The organism is Weissella sp. MSCH1, from assembly GCF_045799135.1.
In the GTDB taxonomy this organism is placed as follows: Bacteria; Bacillota; Bacilli; order Lactobacillales; family Lactobacillaceae; genus Weissella.
The window spans coordinates 52,542-77,947 of record NZ_JBJMBA010000040.1 but is presented as its reverse complement, the minus strand read 5'-3'; the positions used below and the strand labels follow the sequence as shown (position 1 = coordinate 77,947).

The window sequence follows — 25,406 nt, the reverse complement described above, 5'->3', positions numbered from 1 at the left end:
AACTCATGGCGTCAACACCGTAATCAGAAATGAAGGCGTTTGCCCGTGAAATCTTCGATAAACTCCCGCCAGAAGCGCAGCAACGGCAAGAATATGATCAATGGCTGTTAGCCTTGGTTGAAATGTTGCAGCAACCACACCCAGTGTCTGATGTCATGACCGCACTGACAGCCGGGATGCTAGCGGATGAGACGTTGACGGCTGGGCAAACCGCTGTTTGGCAGAATATGCAAACGACGCCATCACCAATTCAAATTGTGACAGGGCGGGCTGGTTCTGGTAAGTCATATATGATGGCGCGCCTAATTCGATTGGCCCAACAACAAGATGTGAACACGTTGTTGATAACACCAACCCACGCTGCAGCGACGAATGCCCGTGGTCTTGTCGAGCGTGCTATTGGTGATTTACTTGACGAACATGAACCGGATTACCTACTGAAGCCAGTTGACCACGTCACCATTGCGACGGCGACGAGTTTCACATACCGCAATCACGATGCGATGACGGAAATTGCGCGGACAGGGCATTTTTTTGAAGATGCTGAGAAGGCCAGTCGGTATCCAACGTATGACCTCATGATTGTTGATGAGGCATTTGCTGCAAATGTGCGGGCGTTAATCGACACGATTCTCTACGGCTTAGCAACTGGAGCGCAAATTCTGCTTGTTGGTGATCCACACCAGCTACCATCAGTCGAGAATGACCCAGTGCCGTTTTTGAACGCGTTGGTGCTGGCGAACTTAGCAAACCAGACGCCAACCTTACAACAAATTAAGCGGGCTAATTCGCCAATTATTGCAACGGTTGCGAATGCTGTGTTAGATGGCGATGTGGCCCAGATAGAAGCACCAACTGAATTAATGCCAGCCGAAGTGTTGCCGGATGTTTTCCTGACACGGCCTTATACCTTTGTGCCAATGTCAGAAACGGCACTGTTATTTGTGGTTGAAACAATCAAACGGGCCTTAATTGCTGAACCCGATAAGGAAACGGTGGCGCTCGTACCAACTAACGAACTCCGCAAGCTCATTAATGCGGCTGTGCAGAATGCGTTACTGGATACAGCTGTCTTGCGGACTGAAGTGCCACTATGGGTACGTGATGATTTAACGTTATATCCAGGCGACCGTGTTCAAGTGATGCAGACGGTTTACGTGACGAACCAAGCGAGTGGTGCACACGAGAAGGTCCGGATGCGTGGCGGTGACCGTATCACCGTGGTTGATGTGATGCCGGATTACGATATGGTGTTGGTGCAAACTGTTGATACGCCGGATCCGATTTTAGTTGATTTGAATGAAAGTAGTCAGACCGGCTTTAATCCATTTTCTTATGGTCCTAAGTTGGTGAGTGTCCGCGAGAATTTGGACTTAGGGTACGCGACCACAATTCATAAAATCCAAGGATTTACGTTGGATAATGTGTTGGTTGTCTTGCCGATGATTTCAAAGTTCATTACGACCAATTTAATGTATTCGGCAGTGACCCGGGCGGCGTCGCATTTAGCGATTGTCGCGTTTCCGGCGGAATTAAAGCAAACATTAGCCAACAAAGTGACACATGATCGAGCTGCTATGCGACGGGTGCAAGGGTTGATTGCGTCACAGTAAGGCCATAACATTCATTAGAAATCCGTGTTCGCCATAAAAAACACGGATTTTCCTCTTGTCATACAGAATGTATATCCGGAAAATAGGAGAACCTAAGCGAAAGGGAACTTATTTTTTGTTAATTGCAACAAATCTGTATTTACGTTGTATAATATTCCATATAAGGGAAATGCTATAAATTTGGTGATATTTTCCGCCCGGTGCGTCTGTTGCATTATGAAAGTGTGAACTTTGTTTGAACAGACGCGAGATTTTGTAGACGTTCTGTGAAAAAGGCCCAAATATCAGACATCGTTTGTTATTGTGGTAGATGTACAAATAAAAGAATTTTAAATTCAAGAATTCATTAAAGACGGGGAATAAGAATATGAAACTTTTGATGGTCGAGGATAACACGTCCGTTTCAGAAATGATGGGCATGTTCTTTAAGAAGGAAAACTGGGATGCATCATATGCATACGATGGTAACGATGCCGTTGCCATGTTTAACGAAGAGCCAGATGCCTGGGATATGGTTATCTTGGACTTGAACTTGCCTGGTTTGGATGGTATGCAAGTAGCAGTTAAGATTCGTGAAGTCTCAAAGCATGTGCCTATCATCATGTTGACGGCACGTGACTCAGAATCTGATCAAGTGCTTGGTTTGGAAATGGGTGCGGACGATTATGTCACGAAGCCATTTAGCCCAATCACGTTGATTGCACGTATCAAGGCATTGCACCGTCGTTCAGAAACGGCTGGTCAACCAGCTTCTTCAGAACCACAAGTGCACGAAGATTTCGATGTACAAACACGTACGTTCAAGTTGAACTCAAACACGCGTGAAGCTTACTTGAATGGTAATTTGATTCAAGATTTGACGCCAAAGGAATTTGATTTGTTGCGTGTCTTGGCTAAGAAGCAACGTCAAGTGTTCTCACGTGAACAATTGCTGCAATTGGTTTGGGACTACGAGTACTTTGGTGACGAGCGTACGGTTGATGCGCACGTTAAGAAGTTGCGCCAAAAGATCGAAAAGGTTGGCCCTCAAGTCATCCAAACGGTTTGGGGTGTTGGTTACAAGTTTGACGATTCTAATGTGACGTCAGATGAAGAATCAGAAGCTTCAGCAAAGGCCTAGTAAGTGCGCACTAAGACAGTTATACTAGTGGCAGTGGTGCTTACGAAATAAAAAAGAGAGTCAACGAAAGATAACCACGTCGCTTTTGACGTGGTTTTTTGGTAATAACAAATGAAAATGATGTACCAGCAAATGCTGGCCTTCTTCACCGTTATTATGGCAACTTTGGTAATTGTCGGGATTTTGTTTACACAATTTACGACAAAAATGATTGAAGATAATACTTATCATCAATTGAATCGATACGCTGTAGCGGTCGCCGAAGAAGCGATGCGTTTTAAAGCTGATGATGGATCATTTGCGTACTTCGACACGAAGGGGTTGGAGACCGATGCTTCATTGCTTGAACAACAGAATATTAACTTTACGCTCTATAATGCTGACCGGAAATTGGTGTATCCAGAAACGCAAGTGAAGGAAACCGCCAATGTAACAAACGCTGAGTGGGCCCAACTCAAGCAGCACAAAATTATCCAGAAGCGTGGTGCAAAGCAAGCTAATCCGGCGGATAACTCAGCGGCTAATACAATGGATGTGATGAAACCGTTCTTTGATAATAAGAATAAGTTAATCGCAGTCGTTGTGACCCGAGCGAATGTATCGACCGTGGCGGATAACTTGGACATGTTACGCAAGAACTTGTTGATTGCCTTCTTGGTATCCGTCGTCGTCGCCGTCATGCTGAGTTTCATTTTGTCACAGCTGATTGTTAACCGGTTGCGCTTGATACAGTTGGTCACGCGCCGGGTTGCGGGTGGTGATTACACCGCCCAAGTTGAGATGCATCGCCATGACGAAATTGGCGCGTTGGCTGAAGACGTTAACGTGATGACGGCGTCGCTAGCTGCCCAAGAGCGTGAAATCGAAGAGCAGGAAGAGCGCCGTAAAGAATTCATGGCTAATGCCTCGCACGAAATGCGCACGCCGTTGACCACGATTTCAGGAATCGTCGAAGGATTGCAGTATGGTGTCATTCCGGAAGATGAAAAGATGCACTCGTACGACTTGATTAAGTCTGAAGCAGATCGTTTGACACGTCTGGTTAAGGATAATTTGGACTACGAACGTTTGCGTCAAAATAAGGTTGTCTTGAAGAAGAAGGAATTCGACTCAGTACCAGTGATTTCAAACTTGTTGAACCAATTGTCTGGTAAAGCTGATGTGGCGGGCGATGAGTTTAAGTTGAATGCTGACTCACCAGTGCCAGTCTTCGCTGATCAAGATCGCTTTATTCAAATCATCTTTAATATCGTGAACAACGCCATTCAGTTTACGGAGAATGGTGTGATTACGATTGACGCCTGGCGTGAACCTGGTGAGGCGCACTACAAGATCGCAGACACAGGTATTGGTATGACGACTGAACAGGTTGATAAAATCTGGGAGCGCTATTACAAAGCGGACCCATCACGTACTAAGAAGGGTGAGTCTGGCTTGGGGATGGCGATTATTCGTCAATTGATTGAAGTCCACGATGGCCAAATCTCAGTTACTTCGGAACCAAATGTGGGGACGACCTTCCACGTGGTGATTCCGGATGCACAAAAAAAGACAGATTAAATTATGTAGAAAAAGGACCGATTTTTCGGTCCTTTTTGTTGTATTCAATTTTAATTGACTTACAATTGTTAAGAATTGTTTGTGAAAATAGCACGTGATCTATCAGGCGCGAACCCGTTAAACGCCTACATGATAGCGTTTTCAAGGACTTTGCGAAAACGTTTTAAAAAAGTTAGCGAAAAGTGTTGTGCAAACGCTTTCATCATGTTATGATAAATCTCGTTGATAAGTGAACAAAAAATATTTTGATTGTGAAGGAAATTTAAATATGTCAATTTTAATTGCTCTTATTCCAGCGTTGGCATGGGGTTCTACTGGTCTAGTTACGACTAAGATGGGTGGAACGGCCGCGCAAGGAACGTTGGGAATGACGTTTGGTGCATTCGTATTCGGAATGTTGACGTTGGGACTATTCGTTGTCCCACAAGCTGGTGCTGACTTTGCTTTTAACCCACGTATCTGGATCGTTGGATTCGTGTCAGGATTGTTCTGGGCTGTTGGTACGGCTGGACAATTCGTTGGTTTCAAGAAGTTGGGTGTGTCAGTTGGTAACCCACTTTCAACGGCCGGCCAAATTGTTTCAAACGCTTTGATGGCTGCGGCTGTCTTGGGCGAGTGGACGACTGGTCGCATGTGGACGTTTGGTTTGTTGGCCATCGTTGCTGTTGTGGTTGGTGCCGTCTTCACGGCTTTGCCTGACTCAAAGGCGCCAGCTGAAGTTAACCCTGAGCACGACTTCAAGGGTGGCTTGGTTGCTGTTTTGATTTCAACGATTGGTTACATGATGTACTTCGTGTTCCCTAACTTGTTGAACAAGATTGGTTACATTTCAAACTCAGTTCACAACCGTCATGACGGTTTGGACTGCATGACTGCGATTGTGGGACCACAATCAATTGGTCAAGTGTTGGGTGCCTTCATCATTGTTATCTTCTTCATGAAGGAAGGTAAGACGATGTTCCAAAAGGGTACTTGGATGAACATTGTAACTGGTTTGGTTTGGGCTTTGGGTAACGTCTTCATGTTTATCTCAACGGCTAACCCAAACATCGGTCAAGCAACCGCTTCAACGTTGTCACAAACGGGTATCATCGTTGGTACGTTCGGTGCCATCTACCTATTGGGTGAGAAGAAGTCAAAGCGTCAAATGGTCTTTATTGTTATCGGAGCGATTTTGGTCGTTATCGGTGCCATTATGATTGCTAAGTTGAAGACTTTGTAAAATTAATGCTGATAAACACCTGCAGAGCATCAAGTTCTGCAGGTGTTTTTTCGCATAATTGACGTATTTTTTCGGTACGATTAGCGTGTGAAAGTACAAAAGGGGGAACTTATGGAAGCTAAGGACTATTTGGCAATTGATATTGGGGGCACACGGATTAAGTATGGTCTCTTAGATCGCGCGGGGACGTTAATCGAAAAGGGGGACGTGGCCACACCAAATGAAACGCTATCTGAATTCGTGGCGACGGTCCGTCAAATTGTGCAAACGTACCGTTTTCGAATTCGTGGGGTCGCGTTTAGTGCGCCCGGCAAGGTGGATCATGGGGATGAGACCATCTACGCAGGGGGTGCTTTACCATTTTTAGACCAAGTTAATTTGGCTGATGAACTACAACTCGATATCCCAGTGGCCGTTGAAAATGATGGTAAGGCCGCCGCGCTCGCAGAATTGTGGCTCGGCAATTTGACGGGTATTGATAATGGTGCAGCTGTTGTACTGGGCACTGGTGTAGGTGGTGGCTTAATTTTGAACGGCGCCTTACACACAGGGGCTCATTTTCAAGCCGGTGAATTGAGTTTTATGCATAAGGGTGAGACACGCTTTGATGCAGATTCATATGGAAAAATTGGTTCAGCCGTACAAATGATTGAAACGGTTGCGACGGTTTACGACTTGCCTGATGTAAAAGATGGTCGCGCAGTCTTTGAATTAATCAATTTGCGGGAAGGGCCGGCTTGGGATATTTTCAAACGCTATACCGATGATTTGGTCTTAATGCTATTGAATATGCAGGCAGTCATTGATGTAGAACGGTTTGTAATTGGTGGTGGGATTACGGCGCAACCGATTGTGGTTGAAACAATTCGTCAATCTTACGAAGAGATGGTCGCCCGTCGTCCGCAAGTACGTGATGGCTTTACGACACCGGAGATTTTACCAGCGCGCTTTGGCAACGATGCGAATTTGTATGGCGCTTTGTACCATCTGCTACTGCGTCTAAATCACGAAGTATAATCATTCATAATTTTGACACAGTTGGTATAGGCCGTTGATATAAAATAAATGTAAGCGGAATCAGTCAGTATGGTAAAATGAATATCGAGATAGAGTTTATTTTTTGAGACTGTAAGCCGATCAATGAAGGGGACATAAAAATGACGATTACAGTAAATGAACTAGGCACAATGCCTAATGGTGAAGTCGCAAAGCAAATTGTTATTGAAAACGCCAATGGTCACAAGCTTGGCTTGGTATCATGGGGCGCTTCATGGCAATTCTTCCAAACGAAGTCAGGCGAAGAACTTGTCTTGGCTTATAAGGATGCGCAAGGATATTGGGACCACCCATACTTCTTGGGTAACGCAATTGGCCGTGTTGCCGGTCGTATCGATGGGGCATCATTTGAATTGAATGGCAAGACGTTCAATTTGAAGGCCAATGAAGGTTCAAATGCCTTGCACGGTGGTGCTGACAACTTTGCGAACCGCAATTGGGACTTTACGGTTGACGAGGCTGCTGGTTCAGTGACATTTACGACCACAATGACGGAATCAATTGATAACTTCCCAGGTACGATGCCAACATCATTGACGTACACGTTCAATGATAATGACGAGGTAAGTTTGACGTTCACCGCTGAGTCGGATGAAGATACGTTGTACAACCCAACGTCACACGCATATTTCAACCCAGCCGGTATTGACACAGATGCCCGCGAGTTGCACTTGCAATTGGCATCACCACGTCATTTGGAATTCCGCGCGGATCAAATTCCAACGGGAAAGTTGTTGGAAACGGCTGGTACGCCGTTCGATTTCCAAGCAGGTGCTAAGATTGGTGACCAAATCGCAAAGATGAATGGCGCATATGATGCTAAGTTTGACGATGCCTTTGAGTTGGTTTACGACGCGGGCACACCATCTGCTGTTTTGACAGATGAAAAGTCAGGTCGTGCAATCGAAATGACGACGGATCGTAATGCCGTTATTTTCTTCATTACGAATCCTGCTGTTGCTGATCACGAGGGTGACCGTGAGTGGTTTGATGCGAACCCATACAATGCAGTTGCGTTGGAAGCACAAACATTGTCTGATGCAATCCACCACCCAGAGTTTGGTGATATTGTTTTGCCAGCCGGTGAAAAGCGTTCATACACGACGACATACGCGTTCAAGAACTTGTAAGCTGAAAAAGCGGGCATTGGTTTGACTAGTGCCCGCTTTTTGCTGGGGTGAGAGAGTCGTGCGGATAGGCAGACGGCCTAAAAATTTTTAAAACAAGCGTAAAAATCTAGATAGCGAAATCGCTTTCAAGATTTTTTTGGAAGTGTTATAATTGGTCTATACCAAAAGTAATTAGGGGAAAACGAGGTAAGAATTTATGACGACGTTGACGTTTGACACATCAAAGTTGGCCGATTTTGTTGGTGAACAAGAATTAGGGATGATGCAACCAATGGTGACGGTTGCGGACCAGATGTTGCGCGATGGATCAGGGGCGGGCGCAGCTTATACAGATTGGCTACATTTGCCAACTGAGTACGACAAGGATGAATTTGCGCGTATTCAGGCGGCAGCTAAGAAGATTCAATCTGACTCTAAGGTGTTGGTTGTCATCGGAATCGGGGGATCATACTTGGGTGCACGTGCAGCCATTGATTTCTTGAACGATTACTTCAATAACTACTATGGGGATGATGAACGTGACTTCCCACAAGTTTTGTTCGCTGGAAACTCAATTGCACCAGCTTACTTGAATAGTTTGATTAAGGTCATTGGGGACCGTGACTTCTCAGTTAATGTGATTTCAAAGTCAGGAACAACGACTGAGCCAGCCATTGCCTTCCGTGTCTTTAAGCAAATGTTGGAAGAAAAGTATGGTGTTGAAGGTGCTCGTGAGCGCATTTACGCTACGACTGACGCTAAGCGTGGGGCTTTGAAGACGTTGGCTGATGCAGAAGGTTACGAAGAATTTGTTGTGCCTGATGGTGTTGGTGGTCGCTTCTCAGTTTTGACGGCTGTTGGTTTGTTGCCAATCGCTGCTGCTGGTGGTGATATCGAACAATTGATGGCTGGTGCCGCCGCCGGGGAAGCAGCTTACGCCGATGCTGATTTGACGAAGAACCCAGCATACCAATATGCGGCCTACCGTAACATTTTGTACCGCAAGGGTTATACGACAGAATTGTTGATTAACTATGATCCAACTTTGGTTCAAATTGGTGAATGGTGGAAGCAATTGCAAGGTGAGTCAGAAGGTAAGGATGGCAAGGGCATCTTCCCAGCAACCGGAAACTTCTCAACGGATTTGCACTCATTTGGACAATACATCCAAGATGGTCGTCGCAACTTGTTTGAGACGTTGTTGCGCGTGACTGAACCAGTTTCAGACGTTGTGATTCCAGAAACAGATGCTGATGATGGTTTGGGTTATTTGCAAGGCGAGACCATGAGTTATGTGAATCGCACAGCTTCAGAAGGAACGTTGTTGGCTCACGTTGACGGCGGCGTACCAAACATGATTGTTGAGCTTGATAAGCAAAACGAATTCGCTTTGGGACAAATGATTTACTTCTTTGAAGTTGCGGTAGCCATTTCAGGTTACTTGAACGGCATTAACCCATTTGACCAACCAGGTGTTGAAGCATACAAGCGCAACATGTTTGGTTTGTTGGGCAAGCCTGGCTACGAAGAGTTGACGGCTGAATTGAAGGCCCGTTTGTAAGAAATTTAGAGCAGGGGACTGTAGCAGTCTTCTGCTCTTTTATGATGCGTGTCGTCGCTGGCGCGCCGAGACATGGGCCTGGGGGATTTCTCCGACAAAGATTTTCTACGGCACACGCCCAACCGCGAGCACTGCCCGTGGCTCCCTTGTCGGTCGCATGTACCAAACTGGAAACTTGTGGCTTTGGTACATAGACGGGCAGCGGTCGGGTCGGGCTTCTCTGTCCCGTAGAAAATCGCTCCGAAATCCCCCAGACCCATGTCGGCAATCGAGATGTTCTAGTCTGTTGTGGCATTACATCTAGGAAAAAGTAAATGGGTGCACTATTCATTTCGAAGTGGAGTGGTGGATGAAAATCAAACAGTAATAAAATTGTTTGGCTGCTGTGCTTGGCCCCGCCACGCGTAGAGACACGTGCGGACCTTGACCCGCAGGTGTGGGGTCTTAGCGGGTTACCGCTTAGAGCCACGGGAGGTAAAGGTATACGCGCCAAGGGCGTGGATGCCGCTCCCTGCAGGTCATGGTCTGGACGTGTTAGCGTGCCTAAAGAAGGGGCCAAGCACTCCGACCGTCAGGGCGGACACACGGACCACACTTAATTTCCCGAATAAAAAAGCACGCAATACTAGTTTTTAGACAAAAACTCTGCTAATATAATTCAGAAAGACATAAATCTAGGAGAATTCAATCATGGCAACTATTGGTATGAATGACTTGAAGACTGGTTTGACGATCGAGTACAACCAATCAATCTGGCGTGTGTTGGAGTTCCAACACGTTAAGCCTGGTAAGGGAGCAGCCTTTGTGCGTTCAAAGTTGAAGAACTTGCGTACGGGTGCTGTTAACGAAATCACTTTCCGTCCTGGTGACAAGTTCGAAACGGCTAACATCGAGACGACTGAAATGCAATACTTGTATGCTGAAGGTGACCAACACGTCTTCATGGATAACGAAACTTACGAACAAGTTTCAATCCCTGATGACAAGATCCAAGATGCTTTGAAGTTCTTGTTGGAAAACATGAACGTTAAGATCACGACTTACGAGGGTGAAATCTTGGACGTTGAATTGCCTAAGACTGTTGAGTTGACTGTTAAGGAAACGCAACCAGGTATCAAGGGTGCTACTGCTAACGGTGGTGGTAAGCCTGCAACGATGGAGACTGGATTGGTTATCACTGTTCCTGACTTCATCAACGAAGGTGACAAGTTGGTTGTTAACACTGATAACGGTGGATCATACACGTCACGTGCCTAGTTTTAATTAGTAAAATCGGGTATAATAAACATACTGTTGAAAGCGCCGACCGGCAGCCGGCCGGCGCTTTCATTTTGAAGGAGGATAGTTCCATGGCAGAAGAAACCATTGTATTGGCGCACCCAAGCGACATTTCAGGTGAGACGCGTGTTAACACGCGCGTGCTTGAGATTATCGCCGGCTTGGCAGCGCAAGAAGTTGAAGGTGTTGCCCGCTTGCGTGGTTCATTGTCTGAGCGTGCTCAAGAAGCTTTTGGTCGTCGCATGCACGGTAAGGGCGTTGAATTGAAGCAAGGCGAAGCAGGATTAGAAGTAAATGTTTACGTTTACTTGAACTACGGTGTTAGCGTGCCTAAGGTTGCCCACGCAATCCAAGAGCGTGTCACTTCACAAGTAGCCGCAATGACTGAATTGCAAGTTACCTTGGTAAACGTACACGTACAAGGTGTTGTTTCAACAAAGCCAACGTTGACCGTTGACCCAAACAACTTGTTTGGCGATGACGAGGAGACGGAAGGGACTGAAGCATAATGGCATCATTGAACCGACACCAATTACGACAAGCCGCATTCCAATCTGTTTTCGGATTGGCAATGAATCCAGATGCGCAAGTCGAGGCAGTTGTCCAACAAGTATTAGATGGTGATCCAGAAATTACTTGGGAAGATGAACTACCAACGGATTTGTTAGACATGGTTAACGGTATCGTTGATCACCAAGATGAATTCGATTTGACGATTTCAGAATACTTAGCCGATGGTTGGACGATTGATCGTTTGAACTTGGCCGACATCGTATTAATGCGTGTTGCAATGTACGAAGTAAAGTATGATGAAACGCCAGCTAAGATTGCCGTTAACGAGGCTTTGCAATTGGCCCACGACTTTACAGATGATACATCTCGTAAGTTCATTAACGGAATTTTGAACAAAGCCTTGACTCCTGGTGAGTAAGGCTGTATAGTATATATCTGTTAAGAAATAAAGTAACAGCGGACCTGTTGTTCACCTTGGCGAGTAAACTCGTCGGGTAAATCACTCATTATTGATTGATGATGAATGGCGGGTTATCGTGTGTCGCGATGACCCGCTTTTACTTTATTTCAAGTTTTTTCGGAGGTAAGGACCATAGCAAACGCGCGCCAACCACAACAACAACAAGATTTGATTAATGATCGCATTCGTGCTCGCGAAGTACGTTTGATCACTGATGATGGTGATCAAGGTATTATGTCTAAGGCAGACGCCCAGGCAATCGCAGATGAGCAAGAGTTGGATTTGGTATTGGTTCAGGCTAATGCCAAGCCACCAGTTGCTAAGATTATGGATTACGGAAAGTTCCGTTTCGATAGTCAAAAGAAGCAACGCGAACAACGTAAGAACCAAAAAATCGTCAGCATCAAGGAAGTTCGCTTGAGCCCAACGATTGATGACAATGACTTTAATACTAAGAAGAAGAACGCAGTTAAGTTCTTGGAGAAGGGTAACAAGGTTAAGGTTTCAATCCGTTTCCGCGGACGTGCTATCACGCACAAGGAAATTGGGCGTGAAGTGATGGACCGATTTGCAACTGATCTAGAGGAAATTGCAAAAGTTGAATCTAGAGCAAAGATGGAAGGGCGCAGCATGTTTATGGTGCTTGCACCCAAGGAAACTAAGTAATTAAACCAGTTTGGAGGACATATCAATGCCTAAGTTTAAGACACACCGCGCTTCAGCAAAGCGTTTTAAGAAGACTGCTAACGGTGGTTTGAAGTCAGGTAACGCCTTTACGTCACACCGTTTCCACGGTAAGACTAAGAAGCAACGCCGTCAACTACGTGGAACTTCAATGATGAACAACACGACGTTGAAGACTTACGTTCACATGTTGAGCCGTTAATTTAAAGCTTTTACTTTAAGTTTTAATCGGTTCCGAATTATATTTTAGAAATTACTGGAGGAAATACCCATGCGAGTTAAGGGTGGTACTGTTACGCGCGCACGTCGCAAGAAGATGATCAAGTTGGCCAAGGGTTACCGTGGTCAACGTCACATCAACTACAAGGTTGCTAAGCAACAAGTTTGGAAGTCATGGTTCTATGCATTCCGTGACCGTAAGCAAACGAAGCGCAACTTCCGTAAGTTGTGGATTGCACGTATTAACGCTGCAGCACGTATGAACGGTTTGTCATACTCACGTTTCATGAACGGTTTGTCATTGATGGGTTCAACTTTGAACCGTAAGATGTTGGCCGACTTGGCAGTTTCAGACTTTGAAGCATTCTCAGCTTTGGCTGAAGCTTCAAAGAAGGCTTTGGCAGACAACGGTCAAGTTGTTCGCGAAGCTACTGCAGCTACTTCAGAGAAGGGTGTTAAGATTAACGCCGCTGCTCCTAAGGCTGCTAAGAAGGTTGTTTCATCAGAGAAGCCTTCAGACAAGAACACTGTTGCTGAAATCAAGGCATACTTGTCAGCTAACGGTATTGACTTCCCAGCTTCTGCAAAGAAGGCTGAGTTGTTGGCATTGGTTTAATGCTTAGTAAAACACGCGCTGAACGATAAGTTCACTGCGTGTTTTTTGTTTACACTAATTTTGTTGGTACAAATCCGAATTGGTATAGTTACAACAATTGCATTGATGGCTAAAGACGGTTAAGTCGTATTTGGGGATCTAACGTGTAGTACAGCGTATTTCTCGTTATTTTGGGCGTTGTTAGTTTTACGGAATGGTGTAACGACTGCTGTTGTTATCCACAACATAATTTTACTTATAATAAATGCGGACGTAGCCTGTGGAGAACTTTGAAGTTCTCTATTTTTTTTGCACAAAATTTGGCGACTGAAGTTCTATCGTTCGTTTATTGGAGTGTACTATACCAATTTCTGTGGATAAAACGTGTATAACTAGGAAAAATGTCGCATATTACCGAAAACCTGGTATTATAATATACGTCGTTTAAAACGAAATTAAAAAGCCCTCGGGTGGATAAGGGCACGCAATTTGCGTGTAACCTAATATAAGGAAGTAGGTAGTTTAGAATGGTATCTAAGAAAGTTATGATTGGTGGCGCTGTATTGGTTGTATTGGCAGGAGGTGCCTATGCATTGTCAGCCTCACACACAAGCGCAAGCAGGAATGATTTTTCACTCGCAATGGTTTCAGATGAAGGTGGTAATATTTCAGATCACTCATTCACGGAAATTTCTTGGAAGGGTGTGAAGAGTTGGGGAGAATCACACGATTTGAAGAAGGGTAAGGGTGGCTACGACTACTTCCTTTCAAAGACTCAGGCTGACTTTGATACAAACTTCCAACAAGCACAAGCTGCTAAGTTCTCGATGATTGCTGGTATCGGATTCAACTTGCAAAACTCACTTGAAAAGGCGGCTAAGCAAAATCCAGATACAAAGTACGCCTTGGTGGACGCGCAAGCTAACCCAAAGTTGAAGAACGTCACATCATTGATGTTTAAGTCAGAACAATCATCATATTTGGCTGGTGTTGCTGCCGCGATGCAAGCAAAGGCTGAAGGTACGGATACAATCGGCTTTATTGGTGGCCAATATGGCCCTGTGGTTGGTCGTTTTGAATACGGCTTCCGTCAAGGTGTGGCTTCGGTTGATAAGAACATGAAAGTAAGTTCGATTTATGCCGCTTCATATTCAGATGCAGCGAAGGGAACGTTGATTGCGAACACCATGATGGCTAAGAACATCAAGGTAATCTTCCACGTTGCCGGTGGCGTTGGAAACGGCGCCTTCACGGCTGTTAAGAGCCACAACCAAGCCTTGAAGTCAGACCAACTAGCAAAGGAAAAGGTTTGGATGATTGGTGTTGATATCGACCAGACGCCACAAGGTGCTTACAAGACAGCTGATGGCAAGAAGGATAACTTTACCTTGACGTCATCATTGACTGAAGTTGGAAACGGTTTGAAAAACGCAGCTAACGATGCCATGAAGGATAAGTTCCAAGGTGGCAAGACGGTTTGGTACGGTATTAAGGATGGTGGTGTTGGTGTCATCACATCAAACATGCCAGCCGATGAAAAGAAGGCTGTTACGGCCGACCAAAAGAAGATTGAAGACGGTTCAATCAGCTTGAAGTACACAGGTCAATACGATGCGCCAAAGGCTAATCGTACATCATTAACAAACTAATAGATTATCAAACGTGTGAGGTTGCTTTAGCCTGGCACGTTTTTTATTGTAACTATGTGTTTCCAGTCTACTTCTACAAAAACGTGTGGTACGATATGGGTAAATTGAGATCGGGGGATTATCTCATGGGACAACCAATTAAGTTAGGACAAAATGATTTTGAATCAGTTTATGATTTATATCGATATGCTTTTCATAAAGAGCCACGGGGCGGTAAGGATGCACTACGCTATTTCTTTGGTCAAACAATTGCGTATGGGGAATTTGATGCGCAACAGTTAACGAGTCAGGTAACGCAAATTCCATTCCAAGTCAATTGGGGTGAACAATTGCTAAATGCAAACGGCATTGGTAATGTCAGTAGCTATCCAGAATATCGGGGTGACGGCGCAGCGTCACGTATTATGATGGTGGCACTACAAGAAGCGTATGAACGGGGCGACATCTTAAGCTATTTGGCACCTTTTTCGTATGGCTTTTACGGCCGATTTGGGTACGCACAAGCTTTTGATCGACTACATCTCAGCTGGTCGGCAGAACATTTTCCACAGGGAAAGCGCCGTGGCGGGACAATCACACGGATGGTAATTAATGAGGCACAGGCGTTGATGGATGCCGTTTATGAGCGGGCGCCTCAGATGAAGCGAGGCGGGATTGAACGGGAAAACTGGTGGTGGGACTATTATTTCATGATGAAAACACCACAGACGCAAGTCGCCATCTACCGGGATGACGATCATGAAACACAGGGATATGTGATGTACGAGTTCGTGGGAGAAACCTTTAAAATTCGTGAATGGGTCACTTTGACGACGGACGCATTGCTCAGTACGACCCGTTTTATCGGAAGTCATGCTGGTGCATTTAGTCGATTTGAGTATGAAGCGCCAGTCAGCGACTTAAACGAGCTCCCAGTCTTGCAACTCATGCCTGAACCGCAATATGAGGCGCGGGTTGTACCGTACATGCAGGCGCGAATTGTCAATTTGCCAGCTTTTGTGCAAGCACTTAATATCATGTTACCAACGGAAGTTGTGTTTAACGTCACGGATGAAACTGCACCGTGGAATGGTGGACGTTTTGAATTGCGTGGGGGCGAATTAACGCGGGTAGTACAGTCAGAGGCACCGGCAATCACTGGTTCGATCCAGGCGTTTACACAATGGCTAATGGGCTATCGTTCGTTAGATAATTTGTTGTTAACTGGTGATTTGACGACAGCGGATGCGAAAACGTTTAGCCTGCTACAAGCACAATTACCAAAGCAAAAGCCGGTTTTAGCTGATTATTTTTAACTATTAATGAGAGCCCGTGGTTATTCAGGTAATGAATACCCACGGGCTCTTTTGACTTAATATGAAAAAATAATTATAAAAGTGTTGACATTATTCTAATGTAATTCTAATATATTATTTGTTCCAGCGTTGAAGAGATGAGTACGAACAACAATTATTAGCCAGAGAGTCGGCATTTGGTGAGAGTCGATAATAGCGTTGTTTGGAATAATGGTCTCGGAGTGGTTGTAAAGATGAGCTAGTAAGGTAAGTTTTTGCCGGGTGCGCCCGTTATTGCGCAACGATATATCCAATTTGATTTGGCGTATTGTGAGGTTAGGATAATCTAACAAACTCGGGTGGTACCACGGTGAAAAGTCGTCCCGTAAGTCTGTGCAGTTGCATGGGCTTACGGGATTTTTTGTTTAAAAAGGGGAAATTAAATGACGGTGCAATTACTAAATGGTTTTACAGCTAAAGAATCTGACAAAACAACTTATCGGCAAACCAAGCAACTGTTGGTGCTGAATTTAATGCCGAATCGGGCCGTAACAGAACAACAATTTGCGTCATTGCTTGCCGGAACCGACGTTGACGTCGCCGTGACCTTTGCCATACCGGCATCGCATAAAATTCGCCATCATCCGGCGGCTGTTCAGCAACGGTATACGACGCTTTCTGACATTAAAAATCGCTATTTCGATGGCGTGATTGTCACAGGCGCCCCACTGGACCAAACACCAGAACAGGCGATTGATTTTTGGCCGGAATTCCAGGACTTTATGCGGTGGCAGGCGGATCATATTGACCGGCGTTTGTTTATCTGTTGGGGTGCCTACGCAGCTGGATTGGTGACCAAAGATTTTTTGCCGATCAAGCAGAACGACAAAATATTTGGGGTGACTGAAACGCAAGGGTTTATCATGCCGCAATCACGCTACTTCACCATTCCAGTAGCGAACGTCGCTACAGGTCAAGTAATTGCTGGTGACAGGAAGGCCGGCGCGACAATTATTCAAAACCAGCAAACGCGGACGGTCTATGTGACTGGCCATTACGAATATGGCCCCAATAATTTGGCAATGGAATTTCGTCGGGATCAACGCCGGGGCCTATTGATTGCATCACCGACTGGTTACTTCGGTGATGACGGGCGACCGATGGCCCGCTGGCATGATCAAGGGATACATATTGTTGAGCAATGGTTGAAAGACGAGGAAATTACAAATGGTTAAAGTTGCAACACAGTTAGTACAGGGGACAAATGGATCGGAAGATGACCGGAGTGGTGCGGTGGTCGCGCCAATACATTTTTCAACAGCTTTTCGACACCCTGGGTTAGGTGAATCGACAGGATATGACTACTCACGCATGACAACACCGACGCGCGATTTACTGGAGGCTCAGTTAGCCAAAATTGAACATGGCACACATGCCTTTGCGGTTAGTTCAGGAATGGCGGCGATTACGCTGGTGCTGTCTACTATTCTGAAATCACATGACCACTTTATTACGAGTGACGATTTATATGGTGGTTCATTTCGTTACTTCGACACTTTGCGCGACCAGTATGACATTGCCTATGAAACGTGGAATGGCCAAGACATTGATGAATTAGTTTTGCGAATCCTGCCAAACACAAAAGCAATTTGGATAGAGACGCCGTCAAACCCGACCATGAAGGTGATTGATATTCAAGCGGTGGCCAGTGTCGTGCATGCAATCAGGCCAGACATTTTGGTCATTGTCGACAACACGTTTTTAACGCCCATTTATCAAAACCCACTGACCGAAGGGGCTGACATCGTTGTTCATTCCGCAACTAAGTATTTGGGTGGCCATAACGATATTTTAGCTGGTGCGGTCGTGGTCAAGGATGCGCCTTTGGCAGATGCCTTGCGCACCCAGCTGACGACCACGGGCCAAGTTCTGGATCCGTTTGACAGTTGGTTACTGATTCGATCGCTGAAAACATTGGCTGTGCGCATGCGAGTCCATACTGAAAACGCGCAGTTATTGGCGAAACGTTTAGCGACATTGGCTGGTGTCGAGAAAGTGCTGTATGCGGGTGTGGGTGGCATGATTTCGTTCTACTTAGCGGAGGCATATGATGTCAATCAATTCTTACAAGCGCTAACGGTTGGTTCTTTTGCGGAAAGTTTAGGTGGCGTCGAAACTTTGATTACGGTGCCATTTGTGCAAACGCACCATGATATGCCGGAAAGTCAGCGACTTGGGTTAGGTATTACGCCACAACTCATTCGCTTATCCGTCGGCTTGGAAGATGTAGATGATTTGTGGGCAGATTTAGTCCAGGCGATTCAGAAAGCAGGGCGCGCATGATACGAATTGGCATGTTAGGTTTTGGCACAGTTGGTCGTTCGGTCTATGACCTTTTACAAGCGCACACCGAACGGTTTCCAGATATGCAAATTGTCAGTGTGGCGGTTCGCCAAATTACCGAACAGCGGATGACTTTATATCCGACGGTACAATTTACGACAAACCCAGACACAATTGTGACCGCCTCGGACATTGATGTGGTGATCGAGGTGATGGGTGGGCAGACAGAGACGTATCGATATTTGCGACGGGCGCTCCACTCAGGTAAGCATGTCATCACAGCTAATAAAGATTTAATTGCAACCTATGGGGAAACGTTACAAAAAATTGCGAGTGCGCATCAATTGGCGTTGCTTTATGGTGCGTCGGTGGCTGGCGGAATTCCGATTTTAGATGCACTGACTAATCTACTACCTGGGGACGAGACAATGCAGGTTGGCGGCATCATTAATGGTACGAGTAATTTTATTTTGACGCAGATGAGCGATGCGGCAATGAATTATGATGATGCATTGGCTTTAGCCCAACGGATGGGCATCGCTGAAGCAAATCCAGTTAATGATGTGGCCGGCTTTGATGCACGTTATAAGTTGGCAATTTTGGCCAAAACAGCCTTCGGTGCAAATGTCGTGACGACTCAGATTCCGACCCAAGGTATTCAGGAAATCAATGCAACCGTACTAGATGAAGCAAAACGACTGGGCTATGTTATCAAACCACTCGCGGTTGCTCGGCGGACTGGGCAAGAGTTAGCCATGACGGTGGGACCGCACCTAGTGCCGGCTGCGCATCTGCTTGGCAAAATTGATAATGTGCAAAACGCGGTTCAGGTAAAGACACGTAATATTCAGGATTTAGTTTTTACTGGGCCAGGGGCTGGCGCTAAGCCGACTGCAAGTGCGGTATTGTCAGATCTTGCGATTGTTCATGACATCGTGTGTGGCCGTCAACTGGTGCATGAGAAGCAGGCTTTGCAACAGCCAGTAATTATTGGGACGGCGGCTGGCCGCTATATTCGTGTGACGGCACCAGCTACTTATGAGATTGATGCCATTGCGCAGGCTAATCGAATCGGGATTAAAACCATGTGGGTTCGTAGTCACCGGGCCACGATATTGACCGACGTTGTTTCGTCAGCGTCATTAGCGCGATTTGAAGCAGCTTTGCAACAACAAATCGGTGCAAAAATCGAAATTGTTTTACCGGTTTACCAGGAGTAACAAGTCAGGTGTGGCTGACGACAGGATAACAGCAGATTCGGATTCAAAACGATTGTTTTAGACTAAAAGTTAAAAATCGTCCGCAAATTAGGAGAGTTTTAGAATTTTTGACACTTCTCTCATGACGGGCTAATATTGCTGCTTGTATGAAACGATTTTAGAATTTGAACGAGGAACATGATGTTAATCAAACAACCGCGTTTTTCAGTATGGCTGAGACGCAAACAGTTAACAGAATGGCCAGGGGAAAGGGTTATTCGTTGTCGTCGCCACCTGTATTAATTTATAACAACAACGTTAAGCATAAATACAAGGGGCATAAAATATGAGTATTAAGAAGCAATTGTTAGCAGCATCGGTTTTGACCACAGTCGCATTGACGGTAGGTGGGTCATTAAGTCCAGTGTTCGCGGATAGCAAGTCAGACACATTTACCTACGCAATCAGCAGTGATTTGGAATCAACGAATCCAATCACAACTTCGGATCGTTGGGGCTTAACGTTTGATAATATTCAATACTCACCATTATTCCACGTGGAAGAAAATGGTTCATTGACGCCTGTTTTGGCAACGAAGGATACGGTCTCATCTGATGGCAAGACGATTACAGTCGATTTGCGTCAAGGAGTGAAGTGGAGCGATGGACAACCGTTCACAGCAGATGACGTTGTCTTCACGTATCAAAAGTTGGCTGATAAGGCGAACGGCAATTCCGATAAATTCTATATTAATAACAAGCCAATTCAGATTGAAAAGGTTAATGACCACCAGGTGAAGTTTATTTTGCCTGAAAAGTCAGCATCAGCCGTCAATAATTTGGTAACCGAGAATTTCATTATTCCGAAGCACGTTTACGAAAATACGAAAGATTTTTCAGGTAGTTCATTGACGCCAGGCAATGTTGGTACTGGCCCATACACATTAGAGAGTTATAAGCAGGGTCAAGAAGTCCGTTTCGTCCGTAATGACAATTATTTTGGTGAAAAGCCAAAGTTGAAGCACGTGGTACTTCGCATTTTGACCGACCCAAACACGACTGATATCGCTTTAAAGAAGGGCGAAGTTGATGCATCGTTCGTTTTGCCAACTGAGTTGAAGAACTTAAAGGGACATGACTTGACCGTCCATGCGTTCTCAGAGGATCGTGTGGGTTACTTGGGCTTGAACACACATGTTAAGAAGTTGGCAAATAAGTCAGTGCGTCAGGCGATTTTCTATGCACTAGATAAGAATGAAATGAATAAGGCGGCGTACCTCGATAAGAAGTATTACAATACGCCAACTTCATTCTTACCACCAAAGAATTCATTTGCGACGACTGATGTTGCGGCTTACAAGACGAATGTCGGCAAAGCCAAGGCACTCCTTAACAAAGCGGGTGTGAAAAATCTAACCCTTAACTTAGGGTATACGTCTGGGGATGCCGCACAAAAAATTCAAGGTAGCTTGATTGCCGCACAATTAAGTAAGGCTGGCATTAAGGTGAATGTTGAAGCGGTTGATGCCACCGCGTTGTCAACAGCTATTCACAAGAAGGATCAAACCAAGTACGATGCCTTTTTGAATGGCTACATCATGGGAACGGACCCTTATCAATATACGCCGTTGTACACGTCAACTGGTTTTGCTAACTACTGGCAGTACAAGGATCCAGCCATTGATAAATTGTTTACGAAGGGCGACTTAGAGAGTTCAGCGTCTGCTCGTCAAGCAACATACAAGAAGTTACAACAAAAGATTGCGGATGCCGCAGTGATGTATCCAATTGTTGATAACAAGAAGATTTTGGTGATGAATAAGGACGTCAAGGGCTTCTCTGAGGCGAAGACTTTGCCAGTTTACACATTTGCTGACTGGTCAAAGTTGTCAAAGTAGACGGGAGACGCATATGTTAAAAACGATTTTTAGTCGTTTGCTGCAGGCGATTCCGTTATTGATTGTAATTTCGTTTTTGGTCTTTGGTATGATCCATCTCGCACCGTTTGATGCGGTCGATGCGATTATTAAACCTAATATGTCGCCGGGTGTTGTCCATGTTTTACGTGAACGCTATGGATTGGATCAACCTTTTTTGACGCAGTATGTGCTCTGGTTGGAAAATTTTGTCATGGGGCACTTTGGTCATTCGATTATTAACCAACAAGATATCGGTCAGGCGTTGGCTGAACGGATTCCTAATACAGTGATTTTGGTATTACCGGCGTATGGGACCTCGGTGGTGATTGCAACAGTGCTAGGCTTGATTGGCGGTCGTGCACCGCAGAGTTGGGCTGGTCGTGTAATTGATACCGTGACGGCGGTTGGATTAGCAACACCGTCCTTCTGGATTGCACTGCTACTTATCTACTTTTTGGGTTATGCAGCCAACTTATTCCCACTGTTTGGAATGGGAAGTGCCCATCAACCGTTCGACGTTCTATGGCATATGGTGTTGCCATACATCACATTGGTTGTGGCGTATTTCCCTGAATTGGCACGGTATGTACAAAGTAAGACGATTGGTGAATACCAACAGGATTATGTGATGGTCCAACGGGCGTTTGGCGCAACTGAACGACAAATCCTATTCCATCATGTTTTACCAAATGTACTGTTGCCGGTCGTAACACAAATCGGACAGTCATTACCGTTGTTGGTTACAGGGGCCATGATTACGGAAACAGTGTTTAGTTGGCCTGGTGTGGGTACGTACATGATGAATGCGTCGGTTAAATTAGATTATCCAGTTATCTTAGCGGTGATGCTGTTATCAGCTGCACTGGTGGTCATTGGTAATTTGCTAGCTGACGTCTTGTATGCTGTCGTTGATCCACGGGTTAGGAGGTAGTCATGCGCGAACGATTTAAGGAAACTATTCAGCAACAACATGCTTACCTAACCTGGTTAATTGTGATGGCTGTACTCGTGCTCATTGTGTTATTAGCACCGATTTTGCCATTGCATCCGAATGCAGTTGATGTCGTGCACATGTCACAAGGGCCTAGCTGGCAGCATTGGTTCGGCACGGATGATTTGGGCCGTGATTATTTAGCCCGTGTGGTTTATGGCGGTCGTATTTCGCTGGGGGTTGGTTTTCTAGCAATGCTGGTTTCGGTTATGTTAGGAACTACCATCGGAGTGATGGCTGGCTACTTTGGCGGATTGGCAGATACCATCTTAATGCGTTTGTTAGATGTTTTCTCGTCAGTACCTTGGCTAGTTTTAGTCGTTGTGTTGAGTGCTTTCTTACGACCTGGTTTAACGACCATTATTATCGTGATTAGTGCCTTTTCGTGGATGTCGATTGCGCGTTTAGTCCGAGCCGAAACAGTGACTGTTAAGGAACGCGATTTTGTGAAGTATGCGCAATTTATCGGTATGTCACCTTGGTATGTCATGTGGCATCATATTTTGCCGATGGTGACGCCGATTATTGTGGCAGCTGCAGGCGCGAACATTGCGAATGCGATTATGACGGAATCGGCTTTGAGCTTTTTGGGGATGGGGGTCCAGGACCCGGCTGCCTCATGGGGGTCGTTGTTGAACGCCGCCCAGTCGCGTTTGCAGGATGCGCCGTACATGGCAATTATTCCCGGCTTGTTTATCATCATGACGGTTTTAGCCTTTAATAAGTTAGGTAATTTACTACGAGATATGACATCACCGGAGGATAATCATGGTTAAACCTATTATTAAAATGGAGGGCCTGACGGTGACGGTTCCAAGCAAACGGGGTACGATGGTGCCTATTTTGAATGGGGTGAATTTAACGATTATGCCCAATCAAGTATTAGGCCTAGTCGGTGAATCAGGTTCCGGCAAGACGATGACCATGCGTACGATCCTTGGACTGTTACCGAAGGGGGCGACAGCCGCTGCAGATGTGTGGCAGTTAGCGGGTGAAGATAGCCCAGTTGGTCAACATCAGCAGTTGCGAATGGCGATGGTATTTCAGGATCCTTTAACGGGGTTGAATCCGGTCCGGACAATTGGCTTTCATTTAATTGAGGTGGTTAAGCGAGTTCATCCACGTTATTCGCGTTTGCAACAACAAGCAGCGGCAGAGCAGGCACTTGAAAAAGTGAATATTCCTAAGCCAACGCAACGACTAAAACAGTATCCACATGAGTTGTCAGGTGGTCTGCGACAGCGTGTTTTGATTGCGATGGCCCTTTTAGCCGAACCAGATGTCCTGATTGCGGATGAGCCGACTACAGCTTTGGATGTGACGGTTCAAGCACAAATTTTAACCTTGTTAAAAGAATTGCAACGGACGGAACAGTTGACCATCATTTTTATTACCCATGATTTAGGCGTCATTTCAGCAGTCGCAGATACCATTGCCGTCATGCGTGATGGTCAGATTGTTGAGGCGGGTACTAGCGCAGATATTTTCCAACAGGCGCAACATCCGTATACACAGGCCTTGTTAGCAGCGGTAACGGCCGTAACGGATGGTTATGGCAGCGGGCTACAGACTGTGCCACATACCGATAGACAACACCATGAGGAAATCTGGTTGTCGGCAACACATCGTGTCCTAGGGGGTGCGTCAGATGGCAAATGAGTTACTAAAACTAGCAAATATTACGGTGCGATACCCAGGACGACATGGTAAGCCAGACCTAGTGGCGCTGGATGATGTCTCTTTAACAATTTACGAAGGTGAAACGCTTGGCTTGGTGGGGGAATCCGGTTCAGGGAAAACGACCCTCGGCCAGGTGGCGTTATCACTGTTGCAGCCAACTTCAGGTGAAATAGCCTTCGCTGGTCAGGCAATTACGAAACAAAATCGGCGCACTGTTATGGATGACATGCAGTTGATTTTCCAGGACCCCTATGAATCATTGAACCCCAAGCATACTGCCTTAGAATTGGTCCGTGAGCCATTACGTCGACGTTTTGATCCGGCGACTGCCACAGAGATGGCAACACAGGCGCTTGCAGCAGTGGGGCTAACACCGGCGGACGGTGAAAAATATCCAGTAGCGTTTTCTGGTGGTCAGCGCCAGCGTATCGGGATAGCCAGGGCGATTGTCGGTCAGCCCAAATTCATCGTAGCTGATGAACCGATTTCAGCGTTAGATGTGTCGATTCAGGCGCAAGTCCTATCGTTAATGATGGCATTGCGTGAGCAACAAGCGTTGACTTATTTATTTATCTCGCACGATTTAAGTAAGGTGCAGGCCATCTCAGATCGCGTCGCTGTGTTGTACTTTGGCCACTTAGTTGAATTAGGGCCAACGACGGCGATTTTTGACAACCCGGTACATCCGTATACACAAGAGTTGCTTGCTGCAATCCCATCGATTGGTAAACCACTAATCGCGCAGCAACGGCAAACTATTACGGTTGGCACAACATGGGTTGAAGTGACGCCAGGGCATTTTGTCCGACAATAACCCAGATGAAGCTAACTGTTAAGGCCGGGACAAACGGGAGTTGTTCAGACTTGCAACAGTTGGCAAGGAATAGTTGTAGTAAACAAGCTAGTGTCAACCACAGCAACCAGTCGGTTCCAGTTAACCAACAGGCACCAGCTGCTAATATGTCCAAATCGCCATTTCCAAGAAATTTCTCTTGGAGGTGGCGATTTATTATTAAAGCAACGACATACGCGACAAAAATAGTTAGCCAGGGGAGATTGTGTTGTAAACAGGCAATGAAAGTTGGGCAAGCTAACCAGCGCGAATCGATTAATTTCATTTGCCAATCTTGTTTTGCTAAGATGAAAAGTGGCATAATGATGAAGACTTCTAAATAGTGCATAACGTCATCCTTTATCTGTTTGCTGATTAAAGACGTGATATGGCGCGGTTTTTCCAAAAAAGACACGCCCGGAATTGTTTGCAAAATGAATGCCTATATAAAGGCATTTTTAAACGACTAAAAGGGTTGCAACATTTAGTAAGCAGTGTTATATTATTATTTGTGCTTTTAGTGAGCAGGG

General features: G+C 45.6%; 24 protein-coding genes, 1 pseudogene and 1 other annotated feature. Of the genes and pseudogenes, 24 read left to right on the top strand and 1 reads right to left on the bottom strand.

Annotated features, from left to right (window positions below):
- The first annotated feature begins 29 nt into the window (after positions 1–29).
- The 24 genes and pseudogenes from ACJ28U_RS06020 (at position 30) to ACJ28U_RS05905 (ending at position 24,858) form a co-directional block, all read left to right on the top strand.
- A complete protein-coding gene (locus tag ACJ28U_RS06020; protein ID WP_407618679.1) occupies positions 30–1,613 on the top strand; it encodes an ATP-dependent RecD-like DNA helicase in 1,584 nt (527 codons plus the stop codon).
- A gap of 367 nt (positions 1,614–1,980) precedes the next feature.
- Positions 1,981–2,733, top strand: a complete 753-nt coding sequence (locus ACJ28U_RS06015) for a response regulator transcription factor (RefSeq protein ID WP_010370148.1) — start codon at positions 1,981–1,983, stop codon at positions 2,731–2,733.
- Positions 2,734–2,844: 111 nt separating this feature from the next.
- Positions 2,845–4,293, top strand: a complete 1,449-nt coding sequence (locus ACJ28U_RS06010) for a HAMP domain-containing sensor histidine kinase (RefSeq protein ID WP_099088232.1) — start codon at positions 2,845–2,847, stop codon at positions 4,291–4,293.
- Between the two features lie 268 nt (positions 4,294–4,561).
- Entirely contained in the window at positions 4,562–5,515 is a 954-nt protein-coding gene (locus ACJ28U_RS06005) for a GRP family sugar transporter (protein WP_407618678.1), read from the top strand.
- 111 nt (positions 5,516–5,626) lie between these two features.
- Entirely contained in the window at positions 5,627–6,532 is a 906-nt protein-coding gene (locus ACJ28U_RS06000) for an ROK family protein (RefSeq protein ID WP_164239346.1), read from the top strand.
- Between the two features lie 140 nt (positions 6,533–6,672).
- Positions 6,673–7,701 (top strand): aldose epimerase family protein, encoded by a 1,029-nt coding sequence (locus tag ACJ28U_RS05995; protein WP_407618677.1) that lies wholly within the window; start codon positions 6,673–6,675, stop codon positions 7,699–7,701.
- A 196-nt stretch (positions 7,702–7,897) separates the two neighbouring features.
- Positions 7,898–9,241 carry a glucose-6-phosphate isomerase gene (locus ACJ28U_RS05990; protein WP_407618676.1) on the top strand — a complete coding sequence of 448 codons (1,344 nt, stop codon included), beginning with the start codon at positions 7,898–7,900 and terminating at the stop codon, positions 9,239–9,241.
- 690 nt (positions 9,242–9,931) lie between these two features.
- Positions 9,932–10,498, top strand: a complete 567-nt coding sequence (efp, locus tag ACJ28U_RS05985) for an elongation factor P (RefSeq protein ID WP_003608107.1) — start codon at positions 9,932–9,934, stop codon at positions 10,496–10,498.
- 92 nt (positions 10,499–10,590) lie between these two features.
- Positions 10,591–11,028 (top strand): Asp23/Gls24 family envelope stress response protein, encoded by a 438-nt coding sequence (locus ACJ28U_RS05980; RefSeq protein ID WP_099088228.1) that lies wholly within the window; start codon positions 10,591–10,593, stop codon positions 11,026–11,028.
- Positions 11,028–11,450 carry a transcription antitermination factor NusB gene (gene nusB / locus ACJ28U_RS05975; RefSeq protein WP_407618675.1) on the top strand — a complete coding sequence of 141 codons (423 nt, stop codon included), beginning with the start codon at positions 11,028–11,030 and terminating at the stop codon, positions 11,448–11,450. The genes ACJ28U_RS05980 and nusB overlap by 1 nt, the downstream gene beginning before the upstream one ends.
- A 210-nt stretch (positions 11,451–11,660) precedes the next feature.
- Positions 11,661–12,158: a translation initiation factor IF-3 gene (infC, locus tag ACJ28U_RS05970; RefSeq protein WP_010370121.1), complete on the top strand. Its 498-nt coding sequence runs from the start codon at positions 11,661–11,663 to the stop codon at positions 12,156–12,158.
- Positions 12,159–12,183: 25 nt separating this feature from the next.
- Entirely contained in the window at positions 12,184–12,378 is a 195-nt protein-coding gene (gene rpmI / locus ACJ28U_RS05965; RefSeq protein ID WP_003608101.1) for a 50S ribosomal protein L35, read from the top strand.
- Positions 12,379–12,447: 69 nt separating this feature from the next.
- Positions 12,448–12,861, top strand: a pseudogene (gene rplT, locus ACJ28U_RS05960) (50S ribosomal protein L20); the annotation flags it as partial.
- Positions 12,856–13,011, top strand: coding sequence for a HeH/LEM domain-containing protein (locus ACJ28U_RS05955; RefSeq protein ID WP_223824476.1), 156 nt, complete (start codon positions 12,856–12,858; stop codon positions 13,009–13,011). The pseudogene rplT and the gene ACJ28U_RS05955, both read left to right, overlap by 6 nt.
- Positions 13,012–13,517: 506 nt before the next feature.
- Positions 13,518–14,639: a BMP family protein gene (locus ACJ28U_RS05950; protein WP_407618674.1), complete on the top strand. Its 1,122-nt coding sequence runs from the start codon at positions 13,518–13,520 to the stop codon at positions 14,637–14,639.
- 125 nt (positions 14,640–14,764) lie between these two features.
- Positions 14,765–15,934, top strand: coding sequence for an enhanced intracellular survival protein Eis (eis, locus tag ACJ28U_RS05945; RefSeq protein WP_407618673.1), 1,170 nt, complete (start codon positions 14,765–14,767; stop codon positions 15,932–15,934).
- A gap of 120 nt (positions 15,935–16,054) precedes the next feature.
- Positions 16,055–16,302 (top strand) — a binding site (T-box leader).
- A gap of 54 nt (positions 16,303–16,356) precedes the next feature.
- Positions 16,357–17,148, top strand: a complete 792-nt coding sequence (locus tag ACJ28U_RS05940; RefSeq protein WP_407618672.1) for a homoserine O-succinyltransferase — start codon at positions 16,357–16,359, stop codon at positions 17,146–17,148.
- Positions 17,141–18,256 carry a trans-sulfuration enzyme family protein gene (locus ACJ28U_RS05935; protein WP_407618671.1) on the top strand — a complete coding sequence of 372 codons (1,116 nt, stop codon included), beginning with the start codon at positions 17,141–17,143 and terminating at the stop codon, positions 18,254–18,256. Before ACJ28U_RS05940 ends, ACJ28U_RS05935 begins: the two co-directional genes overlap by 8 nt.
- Positions 18,253–19,476, top strand: coding sequence for a homoserine dehydrogenase (locus ACJ28U_RS05930; protein ID WP_407618670.1), 1,224 nt, complete (start codon positions 18,253–18,255; stop codon positions 19,474–19,476). Before ACJ28U_RS05935 ends, ACJ28U_RS05930 begins: the two co-directional genes overlap by 4 nt.
- A 325-nt stretch (positions 19,477–19,801) precedes the next feature.
- Positions 19,802–21,352, top strand: coding sequence for an ABC transporter substrate-binding protein (locus tag ACJ28U_RS05925; protein WP_407618669.1), 1,551 nt, complete (start codon positions 19,802–19,804; stop codon positions 21,350–21,352).
- Between the two features lie 13 nt (positions 21,353–21,365).
- The gene (locus tag ACJ28U_RS05920) at positions 21,366–22,304 is read left to right on the top strand and encodes an ABC transporter permease (RefSeq protein WP_407618668.1); all 939 of its coding nucleotides are present in this window, start codon (positions 21,366–21,368) and stop codon (positions 22,302–22,304) included.
- Positions 22,305–22,306: 2 nt separating this feature from the next.
- Positions 22,307–23,140, top strand: coding sequence for an ABC transporter permease (locus tag ACJ28U_RS05915; protein ID WP_099088222.1), 834 nt, complete (start codon positions 22,307–22,309; stop codon positions 23,138–23,140).
- Entirely contained in the window at positions 23,133–24,023 is an 891-nt protein-coding gene (locus ACJ28U_RS05910; RefSeq protein WP_407618667.1) for an ABC transporter ATP-binding protein, read from the top strand. Before ACJ28U_RS05915 ends, ACJ28U_RS05910 begins: the two co-directional genes overlap by 8 nt.
- Positions 24,013–24,858 (top strand): ATP-binding cassette domain-containing protein, encoded by an 846-nt coding sequence (locus tag ACJ28U_RS05905; RefSeq protein WP_407618666.1) that lies wholly within the window; start codon positions 24,013–24,015, stop codon positions 24,856–24,858. Before ACJ28U_RS05910 ends, ACJ28U_RS05905 begins: the two co-directional genes overlap by 11 nt.
- On the opposite strand, the gene ACJ28U_RS05900 is transcribed toward ACJ28U_RS05905, so the two are convergent.
- Positions 24,803–25,282, bottom strand: coding sequence for a hypothetical protein (locus ACJ28U_RS05900; RefSeq protein ID WP_407618665.1), 480 nt, complete (start codon positions 25,280–25,282; stop codon positions 24,803–24,805). The genes ACJ28U_RS05905 and ACJ28U_RS05900 overlap by 56 nt on opposite strands.
- Between the last annotated feature and the right edge of the window lie 124 nt (positions 25,283–25,406).